This window comes from Streptomyces sp. NPDC026092 (assembly GCF_040638605.1).
In the GTDB taxonomy this organism is placed as follows: domain Bacteria; phylum Actinomycetota; class Actinomycetes; order Streptomycetales; family Streptomycetaceae; genus Streptomyces.
The window spans coordinates 21,946-36,506 of sequence record NZ_JBEZYN010000007.1; the positions used below are offsets into that span (position 1 = coordinate 21,946).

Annotated in this window: 13 protein-coding genes and 1 pseudogene; 3 read left to right on the plus strand and 11 right to left on the minus strand. The window is 70.7% G+C overall.

What is annotated here, in order from left to right; translation table 11 throughout:
- Nucleotides 1–5: 5 nt before the first annotated feature.
- Nucleotides 6–677 (plus strand): DUF4389 domain-containing protein, encoded by a 672-nt coding sequence (locus tag AB0F56_RS13425; RefSeq protein ID WP_362007973.1) that lies wholly within the window; start codon nt 6–8, stop codon nt 675–677.
- On the opposite strand, the gene AB0F56_RS13430 is transcribed toward AB0F56_RS13425, so the two are convergent.
- The 8 genes from AB0F56_RS13430 to AB0F56_RS13465 form a co-directional block, all read right to left on the minus strand.
- Nucleotides 626–3,298: a cation-transporting P-type ATPase gene (locus AB0F56_RS13430; protein ID WP_362008650.1), complete on the minus strand. Its 2,673-nt coding sequence runs from the start codon at nt 3,296–3,298 to the stop codon at nt 626–628. The two genes, AB0F56_RS13425 and AB0F56_RS13430, sit on opposite strands and share 52 nt — an antisense overlap.
- A 55-nt stretch (nt 3,299–3,353) precedes the next feature.
- Nucleotides 3,354–3,947: a hypothetical protein gene (locus tag AB0F56_RS13435; RefSeq protein WP_362007975.1), complete on the minus strand. Its 594-nt coding sequence runs from the start codon at nt 3,945–3,947 to the stop codon at nt 3,354–3,356.
- Between the two features lie 48 nt (nt 3,948–3,995).
- Nucleotides 3,996–4,499, minus strand: coding sequence for a flavodoxin domain-containing protein (locus AB0F56_RS13440; protein ID WP_362007978.1), 504 nt, complete (start codon nt 4,497–4,499; stop codon nt 3,996–3,998).
- The gene (locus AB0F56_RS13445; protein ID WP_362007981.1) at nt 4,496–4,951 is read right to left on the minus strand and encodes an Hsp20/alpha crystallin family protein; all 456 of its coding nucleotides are present in this window, start codon (nt 4,949–4,951) and stop codon (nt 4,496–4,498) included. Before AB0F56_RS13445 ends, AB0F56_RS13440 begins: the two co-directional genes overlap by 4 nt.
- A gap of 212 nt (nt 4,952–5,163) precedes the next feature.
- On the minus strand, nt 5,164–5,577 hold the full coding sequence (locus tag AB0F56_RS13450) for a CBS domain-containing protein (protein ID WP_362007984.1): 414 nt from the start codon (nt 5,575–5,577) through the stop codon (nt 5,164–5,166).
- 237 nt (nt 5,578–5,814) lie between these two features.
- Nucleotides 5,815–8,217: a phosphoenolpyruvate synthase gene (gene ppsA / locus AB0F56_RS13455; RefSeq protein WP_362007987.1), complete on the minus strand. Its 2,403-nt coding sequence runs from the start codon at nt 8,215–8,217 to the stop codon at nt 5,815–5,817.
- A 128-nt stretch (nt 8,218–8,345) separates the two neighbouring features.
- Complete coding sequence (locus tag AB0F56_RS13460) at nt 8,346–9,356, minus strand: universal stress protein (protein ID WP_362007990.1); 1,011 nt, start codon at nt 9,354–9,356, stop codon at nt 8,346–8,348.
- On the minus strand, nt 9,353–10,258 hold the full coding sequence (locus AB0F56_RS13465; RefSeq protein WP_362007992.1) for a universal stress protein: 906 nt from the start codon (nt 10,256–10,258) through the stop codon (nt 9,353–9,355). The genes AB0F56_RS13460 and AB0F56_RS13465 overlap by 4 nt, the downstream gene beginning before the upstream one ends.
- Nucleotides 10,259–10,488: 230 nt before the next feature.
- Here AB0F56_RS13465 and AB0F56_RS13470 point away from each other — a divergent pair, with 230 nt between their 5' ends.
- Nucleotides 10,489–11,346 (plus strand): universal stress protein, encoded by an 858-nt coding sequence (locus tag AB0F56_RS13470; RefSeq protein ID WP_362007995.1) that lies wholly within the window; start codon nt 10,489–10,491, stop codon nt 11,344–11,346.
- Nucleotides 11,347–11,539: 193 nt separating this feature from the next.
- On the opposite strand, the gene AB0F56_RS13475 is transcribed toward AB0F56_RS13470, so the two are convergent.
- Both AB0F56_RS13475 and AB0F56_RS13480 read right to left on the minus strand, forming a co-directional pair.
- Nucleotides 11,540–12,265 (minus strand): pyridoxamine 5'-phosphate oxidase family protein, encoded by a 726-nt coding sequence (locus AB0F56_RS13475; protein WP_362007998.1) that lies wholly within the window; start codon nt 12,263–12,265, stop codon nt 11,540–11,542.
- Nucleotides 12,262–13,164, minus strand: coding sequence for a universal stress protein (locus tag AB0F56_RS13480; protein ID WP_362008653.1), 903 nt, complete (start codon nt 13,162–13,164; stop codon nt 12,262–12,264). The genes AB0F56_RS13475 and AB0F56_RS13480 overlap by 4 nt, the downstream gene beginning before the upstream one ends.
- 366 nt (nt 13,165–13,530) lie before the next feature.
- Between AB0F56_RS13480 and AB0F56_RS13485 the strand changes: the two genes are divergently transcribed.
- The gene (locus AB0F56_RS13485; RefSeq protein ID WP_362008001.1) at nt 13,531–14,130 is read left to right on the plus strand and encodes a CBS domain-containing protein; all 600 of its coding nucleotides are present in this window, start codon (nt 13,531–13,533) and stop codon (nt 14,128–14,130) included.
- A 45-nt stretch (nt 14,131–14,175) separates the two neighbouring features.
- On the opposite strand, the pseudogene AB0F56_RS13490 reads toward AB0F56_RS13485, so the two are convergent.
- Nucleotides 14,176–14,355, minus strand: a pseudogene (locus AB0F56_RS13490) (DUF1918 domain-containing protein); the annotation flags it as partial.
- Nucleotides 14,356–14,561 lie beyond the last annotated feature (206 nt).

The window sequence follows — 14,561 nt, forward strand, 5'->3', positions numbered from 1 at the left end:
CGATCATGGTCACCCCGAGTGCCCCGTACGTTCCCGTGAACGTGACGGCCGAGCTGGACAAGGAGCTGTCCCGCTGGCTGTGGCTGGTGAAATGGGTCCTGGTGATCCCCCACTGGATCGTGCTGTTCTTCCTCTGGATCGCCTTCCTCGTCGTGACGGTGATCGCGTTCTTCGCCATCCTGTTCACCGAACGCTTCCCACGGGGCCTGTTCGACTTCAACCTCGGCGTCCTCCGCTGGTCCTGGCGCGTGTCGTACTACTCGTACGGCGCCCTCGGCACCGACCGTTACCCGCCCTTCAGCCTGGGCCCCGAGCCGGACTACCCCGCCCGGCTGGACATCGCCTACCCGGAGCGCCTCTCCCGCTCGCAGGTCCTGGTCAAATGGTGGCTGCTCGCCATCCCCCACTACCTCGTGATCGCCTTCTTCACCAGCGGCATGCACGCAGGATGGTGGAGCAGCGGACTGATCACGCTCCTCACGCTCATCGCGGGCTTCGCCGTGGCCTTCACGGATCGGTATCCGCGCGACCTGTTCGCCCTGATCGTCGGCCTGAACCGCTGGGTCCTGCGCGTCGCCGCATACGCGAGCCTCATGACGGACGCCTACCCGCCCTTCCGTCTCGATCAGGGCGGCACGGAGCCGGGCTGGACCGAGCGCACCGTCGCCGGCCGCTGACGGCGCCGCCTTGCACGCCGCAGTTCGTCCGTGCCCCACACCAGGACCGGGAACGTCGCGATGATCAGGACGACGTCCAGGGGCAGGGCGGCCGTGCCGAAGAGGTGCTGGAGCGGGGGCGCGTAGACGAGGGCGGCTGTGAACGCGAGCTCGAAGGCGATACCGGCCAGCAGCAAGGGGTTCGAGAACAACCCGATGTCGCGCAGCGCCGCGTGGTCGGTGCGGGCCGCGAGGGCTGTGCCGACCTGGCAGGTGACGATGCCGGCGAAGGTGGCCGTGGTGGCCGTCACGTAGTCGTGGTGGAGAGGGCTGCCCGTACCCGTGGGATCGCCCGGCTGCCAACCCGCGCGCCACAGCACGTAGAAGTAGCCACCCATGACGAGGGCTGCCGACACCAGGCCCAGGTAGCCCCAGCTGCGGACCAGCATGTCGCGGGAGATCACACCCTGGTGCCGTGGCCTGGGCGGCCGCTGCATGATGCCGGGCTCGGAGCGTTCCCGGCCGAGAGCGAGTGCGGGCAGTGTTTCCGTGCCGAGGTCGATGGCGAGGATCTGCAGCACGGTGAGCGGGAGTGGGACGGCACCGGCGGACAGTGCGAAGACGAGGAAGGGAACGATCTCCGGGGTCGCGTGGGCAAAGATGTAGACGATGAACTTGCGTACGTTGTCGTAGACGCGACGCCCGGACTCGACAGCGGTCACGATGGTGGCGAAGTCGTCGTCGGTGAGCACCATGGTGGCGGCCTCGCGGGCCACGTCGGTGCCGGAGCGTCCCATGGCCACCCCGATATGGGCGCGGTGCAGCGCCGGGGCGTCGTTGACGCCGTCACCCGTCATCGCGACGATCCGACCGTGGGCCCGCAGGGTGTCGGCCACCTTGAGCTTCGTCTCGGGCGAGGAGCGGGCGAAGACGATCTCGGCGTCCCCCTCCACCAGGAGCCGGTCGAGCTCGTCGTCGCCCAGCGACTCGGAAGCCGCGACGACGTGCAGGCCGGGCACTCCGATGCCCACCTCCCGGGCCACCGCCGCGGCGGTGGCTCCGCTGTCCCCCGTCACGATGTGCACGCGCATCCCGGCCTCGTGGCAGCGGCGGACCGCCTCCGCCACCTCGGGGCGCGGCGGGTCGTACAGGCCGACAAGACCGAGCAGTGTCAGTCCCGATTCGGCTTCCTGACGGTCCGACGGCGACTCCGCGCCCGACGGCAGGTCGCGCACGGCAACGGCGAGGACCCGCATGCCACCCTGGGCCAGCTCCTCCGCCGCCGAGCGGGCCGCCTCCGTGGCGGAGTCGGGACGCACGCGGGTCAGGACGGCTTCAGCCGCCCCCTTGGTGACGATCCGCGGGCGACCCGTCGCCTCGTCGTCCTGCACGACCGACATCAGCCGCAGCCGCGGGTCGAAGCGGAACAGTCTGCGCCGTCCCTTGTCGCGCCGCGTGAGATCCACCGGGACCCCGCGGTCGGCGGACCCGGTGACGAGGGCGGCCTCGGTCGGATCACCGTGCAGCTCACCGTCCTCGTCACCGGTGACCGTGGTGCACAGCGCGCTCGCCCGTGCCAGCTCCCGGGCCCAGGGGCCGGGTTCCGTTCCATGACCCGCAGTCCACAGCACCCTCAGGCTCATGCGGTTGCGGGTCAGCGTGCCGGTCTTGTCCGTGCAGATGACGCTCGTGGAACCGAGTGTCTCCACCGCACTGAGCCGCTTCACCAGGGCACCCTCACGCGCCAGCGCGCGGACGCCGACGGCGAGGGCCAGGGTGATGGTCGGAAGCAGCCCCTCGGGGACGTTGGCGACGAGGAGTCCGATGGCGAACATGAGGGAGTCGGTCACCGGCAGCCCGACAGCCACTCCCAGGACCAGGAACACGCCCCCCATGCCCGTTGCGACGCCGGCAATGAGCCAGGCCACCTTCTTGACCTGCCGCTCCAGGGGGCTGGCCTCGCGCCGGGTTCGCTGACTGAGAGCGGCGATCCGGCCGAGCTCGGTGTGGTTGCCAGTGGCGAACACGACCGCACGAGCCTGTCCTTCGACACAGGTCGTCCCGCTGAACACGAGGTTCGGCTCCTCCAGTAGCGGGGCCCCGAGGAGCCCGGCCGCGGCCATGCGCTCGGCGGGGACCGACTCCCCCGTGAGCATCGACAGATCGACTTCCACTCCGCCTTCGGAGACACGCGCGTCGGCAGGGACCTTGTCGCCCTCCTCCAGGACGATCACATCGCCCGGCACCAGGTCGCGGGCCTCCACGGTGAGCGGCCGGCCGTCGCGTACGACGAGGGCGTGTTCGGGCAGATAGCGCGCGAGGGTCTCCACCGCCCGCTCCGCCTGGCGTTCCTGAAGCAGCGCGAAGGCCGCATTGACGGCGATGACCGCGAGGATCGCCCAACCAAGCACCGCGAGGTCCGCGACGAAGGCCAGCACGGCTGCGGCCCACAGCAGCAGGGCGAGGGGGTGGATCAACTGCCCCACCAGCTCCCTCACGAAAGAGGAGCGAGCCTTGCGCCGTACCTCGTTGGGACCGTGAACGGCGAGCCGGCGGGCAGCCTCGCGAGCGGACAGTCCGTCTGGTCCTGTGGCCAGTTCCCTGCGCAGTCTGGGCAGGGGTTCACTGGGGTCGAAGGGCAGAGCCGGGGCAGGGGTGGTGCTCGCCTCCGCCGCTGCGGCTCGGCCAGCGGCACGATCAGTCATCGTCACCCCCGGCATCGCTGCCCCGGTGCAGGCGGCCTGACCAGACGGGTTCCACCTGCTCCCACTCCCGCTCCCAGGCCGCGAGCCGGTGACCTTCGCCCTGCCGCCGCACGAGGAGCACCACGCCGGCCCCCGTCACCCCGACGGCACCTGCCGCCGCGATACCGCCCGAGAGGGAGGTGAATGCTCGGTCCGCAGCGCTACCCGGGGGCCGGGCAGGGGCCCCTGCGTCGTCCACCCAGATCGTCACGGTGCGGCCCTGGGGAGTCCGGGGCGGGACGTGGATGGTCCCGGATCGGCTGACGTGCTCTGGCTGTTCCCACACTGCCGGTGCGAGGGCCTGCGGCTGCGTGCCGTACCTGGCGGCGGCAGAGGGGTCCTTGGCCGGCCCTGTGGTCGTCGCCTGCACCTGATGACGGTGGGCGGCGAGTTCGCGATCGATCCTGGCTCCGGCGTTCCACAGCATTCCGGCGGCCACGGCGCCGCAGACCAGGGCGACGATCAGGACGAGGACGTAGGCGGCACGCCCGCGGGATCCTTTCGCCAGCGGGATGGACCCGTCGCTCGAAGACTCCGGGTGAGACATGCAGCACCTCCCGTCGGGTGTGGCCGGCTGAAAGATCCGGGACGCCGTTCAGGGGGCGGCGTCGAGTTCCGTTCCGATGTGGTGGGCCCACGCCCGGCTCCGTTCCGGATTACGGAAGTCGCCGCCCTTGCCTCGCTCCACCATGTGCCGGGCGACGGGATCCGACGTCTCGGCCGTCACGGCGCCGCCGAAGGTCATGTGCTCACGAGCACCGAGCTTCTTCATCCGCCGGGCGACCCCTCGCACGGGCGGAATGTCACGCTCGTCCGCGGAGCTGTCGACGGGGCCGCTGCTGAAGAGCCAAAGCGGCCGTTGTCTGAGCTGGTCGGCGTTGCGCCGGGCGCACCGGCGGGCCTTGCCGGTCCAGTGCCCGGCGTAGAGGGCTCCACCGAGGACGACGCCGTCGTAGCCGTTCACGTCGGTGACGGCGTCGGCCGGCAGGACGACGGCGTCGAAACCGTCGTCCCGGAGCGTCTTGCCGATCTCCTCGGCGATGCCGGCGGTCGAGCCGGCCTTGCTGCCGTAGGCGACCAGGACTCGCTTGGGGTTCACGATGTGGCTCCTTCGGGCGGGGTGCCGCCTCGCTTCACCGGGATGGTGCGTACGGCGTCGGCTTTCTCCTCGGGCATCGGGACGCGGATGGTGAGGATGCCGTCCTCGTACGACGCCTCGACGTCATCGGCCGGGATGGTGCCGGGAAGTCGCACGGTCCTGCGGAACGATCCGTAGCGGAACTCCGAGTGCTCTTTGTCCTCCTCGCTCTCGCTGTGCTCCGCACTCACCGTGATCAGGTTGTCGTCGACGGTGATGGTGAAATCGTCGGGGTCCATCCCGGGAAGTTCGGCCCGCAACACGTACATGCCTTCTCCGCCGGTCACCTCGACGGGAATGGAGTGAGCAGCCGTCGCGGGTCGCCACCCGGGCAGCCCCGGGAACTCTCGGTTGAACCAGTCGTTGAAGTCGGGGAAGAGGCTGTGCCTGCGTTCCACCTTGCCTCCGGCCATTGCTCTACTCCTCGTTCGGGGGCCCAGGGCGGTCGCGAGGGACCCGAGTCGGTACGGACGAGCTGCGGACCGGGTTACGGGGCCGGTCCGACTCCGTAACCCCATCGTCCGCCCGCGCGGTCACGCTGCGCAGCATCCAAGGGGGCTGTCCGACGGGGCCGAACGGACCGCACCTGGACCGACCGGCCCATGGCGCCACGGCTCCGTTGCTGTCAGCGGCAGATCTCCTCGACGAAGTGGCCCACCCGTTCCTCCGGAAGGTGCCGGGCCACGTCCGCCTCGCTGATCATGCCCACCAGGCGATGGTCGTCGATCACGGGCACGCGGCGGATGCGGTGGTCCTGCATCGTGCGCAGGACCTGTTCGCTGTCGGCGTCCACGTCCACGGTGATCGGCTTGCCCTGAGCGAGGTGCCCGGCCGTCATGTGATGGGGGTCCTTGCCCTTGGCGAGGCACTTCACCACGATGTCCCGGTCGGTGATGATGCCGTGCAGCCGGTCGTCCGGCCCGCAGATGGGCAGGGCGCCGACATCCAGTTCGCTCATGCGCCGCGCGGCGTCCATCAGCGTCTCGTTCTCCTGCACGCAGCTCGCACCGGCGTGCATCATTTCCCTTGCGGTCGTCATGGCCGCGGCCTCCTTTCGGGCCCCCTACTCTCGATCCGGCCGATTCGCCGTTCATTCAGAGGAAGAGCGTCGACGCCCTGATGGTGTGTACCGGGCGGAGGGGACGCTTCACTCCCCCTGAGGGCGGCTGGGCCTCGTCGGAGCGCCCGCGCCGCGTGTCCGTGGAAGCCGGTCGACCGAGCTTGGCCGTCGGCACGGTGTCCCGGGCAAGTTGCTGCCGTGTCTTCCTGGGCATGGTCACTCCTCCGTTCGTCCGGCGCCGCTCTCGAGCGTCGCCTCCGCTGCGGCCACGTGCCGTTTGACGGCGGCGAAGCTGTCCGGCGCCACGGAGATGGAGTCGAGGCCCGCGTCGACCAGGATCGCGGTGAACGCCGGATCGTCGCTGGGCCGCTGCCCGCACAGCCCGACCGGGCGGCCCGCCGCGTGGGCGCGGGCGGCGAGGGTCTGGATGCTGCGGACGACGGCGGGATCCCGCTCGTCGAAGACGTGGGCGAGGGCCTCGGAGTCACGGTCGACGCCGAGCGTGAGCTGGGTGAGGTCATTGCTGCCGATCGAGAACCCGTCGAAGCGTTCCGCGAAGTCCTGGGCGAGGATGATGTTGGCCGGTATCTCCGCCATGACGTAGACGCGCAAGCCGTTCTCACCTCGTGCGAGTCCCTCCTGCGCCATCACCGCGAGGACCTGGTCCGCCTCGCCGAGAGTCCGGCAGAACGGGATCATGACGACCACGTTCGTCAGTCCCATCCCCTCACGGACCCGGCGCAGCGCACGGCATTCGAGGACGAATCCCTCGCGGTAGCCGTCGCTGTAGTAACGGCTCGCACCGCGCCAGCCGATCATGGGGTTGGCCTCATCAGGTTCGAAGGGCCGACCGCCAAGCAGCTTGGCGTACTCGTTGGTCTTGAAGTCGCTGGTCCGCACGACGACGGGGGTCGGCCAGCGGGAAGCGGCGATCCGGGCGATCCCGTTGGCCAGGCGATCGACGAAGTACTGTCCGCGGTCCAGGTACCCCTCGGTGAGCCGGTCGATCACATCACGGTCATGTGCATCGAGCCGCTCCGGGTGCAGCAGGGCCATCGGGTGGACCTTCACCTGGTGGGCGACGATGAACTCAAGACGCGCGAGGCCCACTCCGTCGGCGGGGAGCCTCCACCAGCGGAACGCGGCCGACGGGTCTGCCAGGTTGAGCATGACTCGGGTGCGCGTGACGGGCAGCTCCGCGAGGTCGGTCAGGATCTCCTCGTACGCGAGCAGCCCGTCGTAGACGCGTCCGCGTTCGCCCTCGGCACACGAGACGGTCACCTGCCTGCTCTCCTGCAGAACCTGGGTGCCGGTGCCCGTGCCGACGACGGCGGGGACGCCGAGTTCGCGGCTGACGATGGCGGCGTGCGAGGTGCGGCCGCCGTGGTCGGTGACGATCGCCGACGCCCTCTTCATGACCGGTTCCCAGTCGGGGTCCGTGATTCGGGTGACGAGAACCCCGCCCTTCGGGAACCGGTCGAGATCCACGGGGGCATCGAGGGCGACGACGGGGCCCTGGCCGATCGCCTCGCCGACCGCGATGCCCTCCACGAGGGCTTCACCGGGGACGGCGGTCAGCCGGCAGCGACGGAGGGTCGTGGACCGACGGCGCGACTGCACGGTCTCAGGACGCGCCTGGACGATCCAGAGTTCGCCCGTGAGCCCGTCCTTGGCCCATTCCAGATCCATCGGGCAGCCGTAGTGCTCCTCGACAGCGGCCGCCCATGCGGCGAGCTCGCGGATCTCCGCGTCACTGAGTACCCGCTGGCTCCGCTCGGCGTCGGGGGTGTCGACCGTGTGCGTCAGCCCGGTGTCCGCGTACACGGTCTTCAGCCGCTTCGTGCCGATCCGCACATCGATCACGGGATTGAGGGAGGGGTCCTTCATGCTGGGCTTGAACACCGTGTACTCGTCGGGGTCGACCTGGCCGCTGACGACGGTCTCGCCCAGGCCCCAGGCGGCACTCACCACGATCACCTCGGGGAAGCCGCTCTCCGGGTCGAGGGTGAAGGCCACGCCGGCGCCGGCGAGGTCGGAGCGGACCATGAGCTGGACGCCGACGGAGAGGGCGACGGCGAGGTGGTCGAAGCCCATCCGCTCGCGATAGTCGATCGCCCTATCGGTGTACAGGGAGGCATAGCAGCGTCGGCACGCCTCCAGGAGCGCCTCGGGTCCTCGTACGTTCAGATAGGTCTCCTGCTGCCCGGCGAAGCTCGCCTCGGGCAGGTCCTCGGCTGTCGCGCTGCTGCGCACGGCCACCTCCGGCACCTCCCGGCCGCTCTCCTCGGCCAGCTGCTCGTACGCGGTCAGGATGGCGTCCCGCAGGGGTTGGGGCAGTGGCTGCGCCAGGAAGGACGAACGGATGGCCGCCCCGACCTCGTCGAGCGGGGCCCCTTGGTGCAGGCGGCCGATCTGCTCCTCGACGGAGTGGCGCAGTCCGTGGCCCGCGAAAAACTCCTCGTACGCCTCGGCGGTGGTGGCGAAGCCCGGCGGTACACGTACGCCCGCAGCGCCGAGCCGGTTGGTCATCTCGCCCAGCGAGGCGTTCTTGCCTCCCACCCGACCGACGTCCGAGCGGCTCAGCTCACTGAACGGTACGACGCGTCGCGTCGGCTCCATGACATCCTCCGTGGCTCGCAGGCTTCCTCAGTACGGGAGCGGTCGGCCGGACGGCGTGCGCAGATCGAGGGTGCTCGGCCGGCGGGGCTGTCGGGGCCGGTGGCTGATCCGGATGCGCTGCATGGTGCTCACCTCTCCGGGGAACCGGAGGACGGACCGGGGTCGTCCTCGCGTCCCACCGTCCCGTGTGGAGGCCGTCGCGCCCCAGTGCCGAGCGGGTCAGCCCGGCGGGGCCGGTCGGTCGTCCTGGAACGGGACCGGTCGGCCCATGCCGGGTCGCCGACACGCTCCTCGCGCTGTGGAAGGGGGACGGTGATCACGGGGCACATGGCGCGGTGCAACACGCCGTGGACCGTCGAACCCAGCCGCATGCCGGAGTAGCCGCCGCGGCCTCTGCGGCCGACGATCAGGGCGAGGGACTCCTGTGACGCCAGGGCGAGTTGCTCGACCGGGTGTCCTCGAAGGACCTCTTGGGAGATGGCGACGTCCGGATACCTCTGCGCCCACCCGGCCACCGACTCGGCCAGCAGCCTACGGCGCTCGGCCAGCCCCTCGTCCACGTCGTCGTGGGCGAGGATGGCAGGGGGCCAGACCCAGACGGCACGAAGTCGTGCCTCGCGCAGGCTCGCCTCCTCGAAGGCGAAGGCGACCGCGGCCCGCGAGGACTCGCTTCCGTCCACGCCGACGACGAGGGTCGGTGGGTGCACGGCACTGTGTTCGGGTTCTCGGACCACGACGACGGGGCATTCGGCCCGGGCGGCGAGCGGGGCGACCACGGAGCTCTCGCTGAAGACTTCGGCCGCCCGGCCGAGACGGCGCGAGCCGATGACGACGAGCGCGGCGTGCGCCGCCAGGTCGCGGAGCACGGTCGCCGGCACACCGTTCACGCGTTCCGTCGCGATACGCAGACCTTCGTGGAGTTCCCGCACGAGGTCCTCCGCATTGGCGATCGCCGACTCCGCGCGGAGTCGCAGGGCGCTCTGGTGGGCAAGCGCGTCGTAACGAAGCCAGTCGTGAGCGGGCGGTACGGCGACGACCAGGCGAAGCGCCAGTCCTCTTCGTACGGCCTCGTCGGCGGCCCAGACGAGAGCGGGGATCGACTGCTCCCGGGGGTCGATTCCGAGCAGTATCTCGTTCACGTCTCTTCGACCCGGGTGGCGAAGGCGGGTGGGACGATCTCCACCGGGCAATGGGAGTGGTGGAGCAGGACGTGGGCGACGCGCCCCAGAGACGGGCCTGCGCCCAGAACTCGGTGTTCTCTGCCCATCACGAGCAGATCGGTGTGGGCTGTCGCCTCCACCAGGATCCCGGGCGTGCTCGTGCCCGTTTCCACGTGATGGCTGACGTTGAGTCCGGGGTAGAAGTCGTGCACGAGGTCAGCGAGCGTCTTGATCTCGTGCACACGCTGCCGCGCGATCTCGTCGAGGTCGTCCAACATCGTCGCGACGCTGCCGACGTGGGTGAGCACGTTCCAGACACTCACCAGGCGCAGCACCGCCTTGCGGGCGTCCGCCTCGGCAGCCGCGACGAGCAGCCAGCCGATGTCCGAGGCACCGTGCACGGCTGCCGTCACCGAGCCCGACTCGGGGCGGTCGCTCTCACCACGGACGACGATCACCGGCACCTCGGCACGGGCTGCCACCCCCAGACCCACGGAGCCGAGCATGAGCGCGGAGAATCCGCCCAGGCCGCGGTTGCCCACCACGATCGTGCCCCGGTGGCCTGCGGCTGCCCGGAGACCGGCGACCGGCTCCTGGCGGCTCAGTTCCCTCGTGACGGAAAGGTCCGGAAAGCGCTCTTGGACCGCGCCCTCGGTCTCGATCAGCAGGTCGCGGCCCGCTTCGCGCACCGCCTGGATCGTCTCGGCATTGGCGAAGAGGGCCCGGCGGTCGGTGTCGGCGGCGTGGACGAGACGCAGCGGCCGTCCGCGTCGGTCCGCTTCGGCGGCGGCCCAGAGTACGGCCGTGCGCCCGGAAGGAGACCCGTCGACGCCCACGACGACGTTGCCGAGCTCCGGTCGAGCGGGGGTCTCGCTGGTCATGGCTCCTCCTGCGGGTACGCCCGGCGCTCGGGAGCATCTCCCGAGGGGCGACACCTCCCACGCTGACACCCTGGCGGGCCTTCTTGGGATGGGCCGTTCGGCCCCGATCGAGACCTGACCGGCCCTGCTGCCGAGAGACACGGGACCACCAGCCTGAAAGTCGGGATGTCCTCTCCGATCCGTATCACGCACGGAACGGAGCGGAGCGGACACGACTGAGGAGGCTCTCCATGACGGCCCAGGTCACCGTCGGTCTGGACGGCTCGGAGGAAAGCCTCGCCGCTGTGGGCTGGGCGGCGACGGCAGCGGTGTTGCGCGAAGAGCCCCTTCGGCTGGTGCACGTGGAGGAGTGGCCGAACACCCCTGAGGTGCCCCTGCCGTACGCACGCACCTTGGCCGAGCGGGCCGAGCATCTCCTGCGGGACGAGGCGGACCGTGTGCGGAAGGACCATCCCGGCCTCGAAGTGCTCACGGAGCGTGCGCGTGGCCGGGCGGCCGACGAACTGACGGCCGCCGCGAACGACGCGGAGCTGACGGTGCTCGGATCGCGTGGGCTCGGTGGGTTCCGGGGCTTCTTCGTCGGTTCGGTCTCCCTTGCCGTCGTCGGCGCGGCCCGCCGGCCGGTCGTCCTCGTACGCGCAGAGGGCACCCCCGGGGCCCCCGAAGGCGGAATCGTGGTGGGCGTCGACATCTTCCACCCGTGCGAAGCTCTGCTCGCGTTCTCGTTCAACGAAGCCGCGCGCAGGGGCCTGCCCCTGCGGTTCCTGCACAGCTGGACGCTTCCCGCCTCGTACGGCTACGCGGCCGTCATGGACCCGGGAATCGGTGAGGAGCTGGGCGGCCGACTCCTCGGAGGTCTGGACGACCTCCTGGAACCGTGGCGGAAGCGCTACGCGGGCGTGGAGGTCGCGGCCAAAGCCATCGTGGGCTCGCCTGCGTACCAGCTGGTCGAGGCGTCACGGACGGCGCAACTCGTCATCGTGGGACGGCGGAACCGGAAGGTCCCCCTCGGCGCACATCTCGGCCATGTCGCCCACGCGGTCATCCACCACAGCCCCGCGCCGGTCGCGGTCATCCCGTTGGTGTGAGCGGGCGTTGATGTGAGCGGACGCGATTGTCGATCCCCTGCCCCATCGGCACAGGGGACTGAGCTGCGCCTCGTCCTCGGCCGTGTCAGCCGTGTGTACCAGGCGCCGCGCGGGCGGGCGGCCGGGCACGCCCGCCGCAGCAGTTTTCGAGCCCGCCCAGCACTCAGGGATCACGTACGCGACCACTCAGGGATCACGAACGCGACGGCCCTCGGTCAGCAGACCCGGACGGAGTGCCGGGCGCGCCCGGCACCCGGATGCGGCGGCCGGTCACCCGGCGCGGCGAGAGCGTCACCAGGGTGTCGCGCCCGTCTCCGGCCCACGGCTCCGGGCTGCCGGCGTCCTTGATCCTCCGTACCGAGGTCTCGTCCGGCACCGTGCGTGCCGGGCCGACCAGAAGCACGCTCCAACCCTGGCTGAACGCCTCGTCCAACCGGTCCTCCTCGAAGGCGACCTCTGAGCCGGACGCCGAGGCGCGCGCGAGGGACGAGTCCGCTGCTGTCATGAAGACAATCTCCCTGTCGACGACCCGGTAGTTCACAGGGAACACCGCCGGCCCTTCCGGCCCCTCGATGGCGACCCGGCCGACGCCATGGCCGCCGAGCAGCTCCCAGCACTCCGCCTCACCTATCTCCTCCATCCGCGCCCGGTACCCAGCACGGGCTGCTCCGGGCGCGAGCTCCACCGTGTACCCGGTGAGATCCTGGACGGTGGTCTCCAGGGCATTCGCAAGCCGGACCAGGAATTCGACACCTGGGGTGGGCACCTGCTGCTCCACGTAGGCGACGTAGCCGGGCGTGGAGCCGGCTCTCTCGGCCACGTCCTCCCAGGACAGGCCGAGTTGTGCACGCCTGGCCGCAACACGGCGGCCGAGGTCGCTCGTGGCATGCGGGGCGTTCCGGTCGCCGTCCCTGTTCATCGCTGCTCTCCTTCCGTGGTCTCGGGACGCCTCTGAGGAACGACCGCGACCGGGCACGAGGCGTGGTGCAGAGCGCGGTGAGCCACCCTGCCGAGTTCCATGCCGACGAGCCCATCCCTGCGTCGAGCCCCGACGACCAGCAGGTCGGCGGCGGCGGAGCGCTCGGTCAGCACTCTGTGGGCGGAGCCCTCGGCCGAGGTCCTGCGCAGGCGTACCTGGGGATGCTCGGACGCCGCGGCCTCAAGGGCCTTGTCGAGCAGTTCGGAGGACCGCTCCGCGAAGTAGGCTCCCTCGTCACCCCTCATCAGCGGGTGGTCGATCGGTTCACGGGCCGGCCGTCGCCAGGTGCGGACGACATCGAGTTCCGCGTCGCGGACGGCCGCCTCTCGGAAGGCGAACCGTACGGCCGGCGAGTCGACGTCGTGGTCTCCGACGCCGAGCAGGACGCGCCCGTGGCGTGCCTCCAGGGCATGACGGTCTCCGCGGACGACGACGACCGGGCAGTGGGCCCGGGCGGCCACGATGAGGCTGACGGATCCGAGCAGAAGGTCGGCGAACTCACCGCGCCCCCTGGACCCGACGACGAGAAACGAGCCCTCCCGCCCCTCCCTGAGCAGCCCGCTGGCGGCGTCCTCGGCGAGGACCTCAGTGGTGAGAGGGAGGTCGGGTGCGCGGCGTCGCGCGCGTTCGGCCGCGGTGCCGACGATGTTCTCGGCGAGGACCTGGCCCGAGGGCCGGTTCGTGGCCCAGGTCGGGACGACTCCTTCGTACCGTTCCCACATCGAGGCGTGGACGATCCGCAGGGAAAACCCGTGCCGTACCGCTTCGTCGACGGCCCAGTCCAAAGCCGTGAAGCTGGCGTCGGAGCCGTCGACCCCTACCACCAGGGGCGCTTCCATCGTGCTCACCGCCTTCCGGGTCGAGTGATGGCCTGCTCCCACGCTCGCACCGGCTGCGGGGGCTGGGTAGGGCCGGTCGGTCCCGGGCACGGTCCGCCCGGACCACGCGGGGAGCGGTGCCGCGACACGACGGGAGGAGGGGCCCATCCGCTTCTCGCGGATCCTGATCGCGCGGTGCGCGGCTCGAAGCCGCTTCCCCGCGTCCTTGGGGCGGGCCCCTCCTCACTTTCAGGAAAGCACCGGTCGACGGTCCGTGCCAGGGCTGCCCGGGTCCGGGCGTGCCCCTTTCGGCCCTTGCCGCTGCCGCCCGGCGGCGACACGCTCTCAGCAACAGGACTCGGGGCGCAGGAGTACTGGAGGCCGGTCATGAAGCACCCACGTACCGTCGACGACGTGATGACCCATGCGGTGGTCTCCGCCAGGCTCGATGCGCCGGTCAAGGAGATCGTCCAGTCCATGCGGCGCTGGGGCGTGAGCGCGGTTCCCGTGCTGTCGGCCGAGGGGCGGGTGGTCGGCGTGGTGTCCGAGGCGGACATTCTCGGCAAGGTTCCGGGAGAGGACCGGGACAGCGTGGGATCGGTGACGGCGGGCAGCTTGATGTCGGCGCCGGCGGTCACCGTGTCGCGCGGTGCCACGATCGCCGGGGCCGCTCGCCTGATGGGTCGGGGCCGTCTCAAGCGACTTCCCGTGGTGGACGAGGACGGCCGCCCGGTCGGCGTCGTCAGCAGGGGCGACCTGCTCAAGGTCTACCTGCGCTCCGACGCCGAACTCGCCGAGGACGTGAGGCACGAACTCCTCACGCACCTGATCCCGGAGGGCGACGCTGCACTCACCGTACGGGTCGCGGACGGCGTGGTGACGTTCACCGGACATCTGCCCCAGTCCGTACCTACGGATCTGGCTCTGCGGCTCACCCGGGCCGTGCCCGGCGTGGTCGACGCAGCGGCGGAGTTCACGACCGCGTAGCGGCGTTCACGACCGCGCAGCGGCCCTCATGTCATGCGGCGGAAAGTGCTGGACCCGCGCGTCCGGGCCCGGGAACACCAGAGTGACCCGGCCCGTGTCCGACCACCGGACGTCGAAGGGGGGAGTGCCGTCCACGTGGTGCAGCCCGACGATCTCACCGTCACGCCCCTCGTCCCCGACCGTGGCACCACCCACGATCAGCCGGTCGCCGATGCGAGCCCACAACCCGGCGCGTGGCTTCACCGCACCCTTCCGTGTTCCGGTCGCAGTCATTGTTCTCGCCTCCCGACCCGCGCGCCTGGCCGCGGCCCTCCCGAGACCGGCGCTCTCGCCATCCAGCGTGCGTCTCGGACGGTGGACCGTCATAGGGGCGAACAGTCCCGGAAGGGGACCATTCGGCACTGCCCGAGGGTGAGCCTCGCACAGCAGGG

Coding starts and splice junctions, on each gene's coding strand:
- AB0F56_RS13425 (WP_362007973.1), top strand. CDS start 6: ATGGTCACCCCGAGTGCCCCGTACGTTCCCGTGAACGTGACGGCCGAG.
- AB0F56_RS13435 (WP_362007975.1), bottom strand. CDS start 3,947: ATGTCTCACCCGGAGTCTTCGAGCGACGGGTCCATCCCGCTGGCGAAA.
- AB0F56_RS13445 (WP_362007981.1), bottom strand. CDS start 4,951: ATGGCCGGAGGCAAGGTGGAACGCAGGCACAGCCTCTTCCCCGACTTC.
- AB0F56_RS13450 (WP_362007984.1), bottom strand. CDS start 5,577: ATGACGACCGCAAGGGAAATGATGCACGCCGGTGCGAGCTGCGTGCAG.
- ppsA (WP_362007987.1), bottom strand. CDS start 8,217: ATGGAGCCGACGCGACGCGTCGTACCGTTCAGTGAGCTGAGCCGCTCG.
- AB0F56_RS13465 (WP_362007992.1), bottom strand. CDS start 10,258: ATGACCAGCGAGACCCCCGCTCGACCGGAGCTCGGCAACGTCGTCGTG.
- AB0F56_RS13470 (WP_362007995.1), top strand. CDS start 10,489: ATGACGGCCCAGGTCACCGTCGGTCTGGACGGCTCGGAGGAAAGCCTC.
- AB0F56_RS13475 (WP_362007998.1), bottom strand. CDS start 12,265: ATGAACAGGGACGGCGACCGGAACGCCCCGCATGCCACGAGCGACCTC.
- AB0F56_RS13480 (WP_362008653.1), bottom strand. CDS start 13,164: ATGGAAGCGCCCCTGGTGGTAGGGGTCGACGGCTCCGACGCCAGCTTC.
- AB0F56_RS13485 (WP_362008001.1), top strand. CDS start 13,531: ATGAAGCACCCACGTACCGTCGACGACGTGATGACCCATGCGGTGGTC.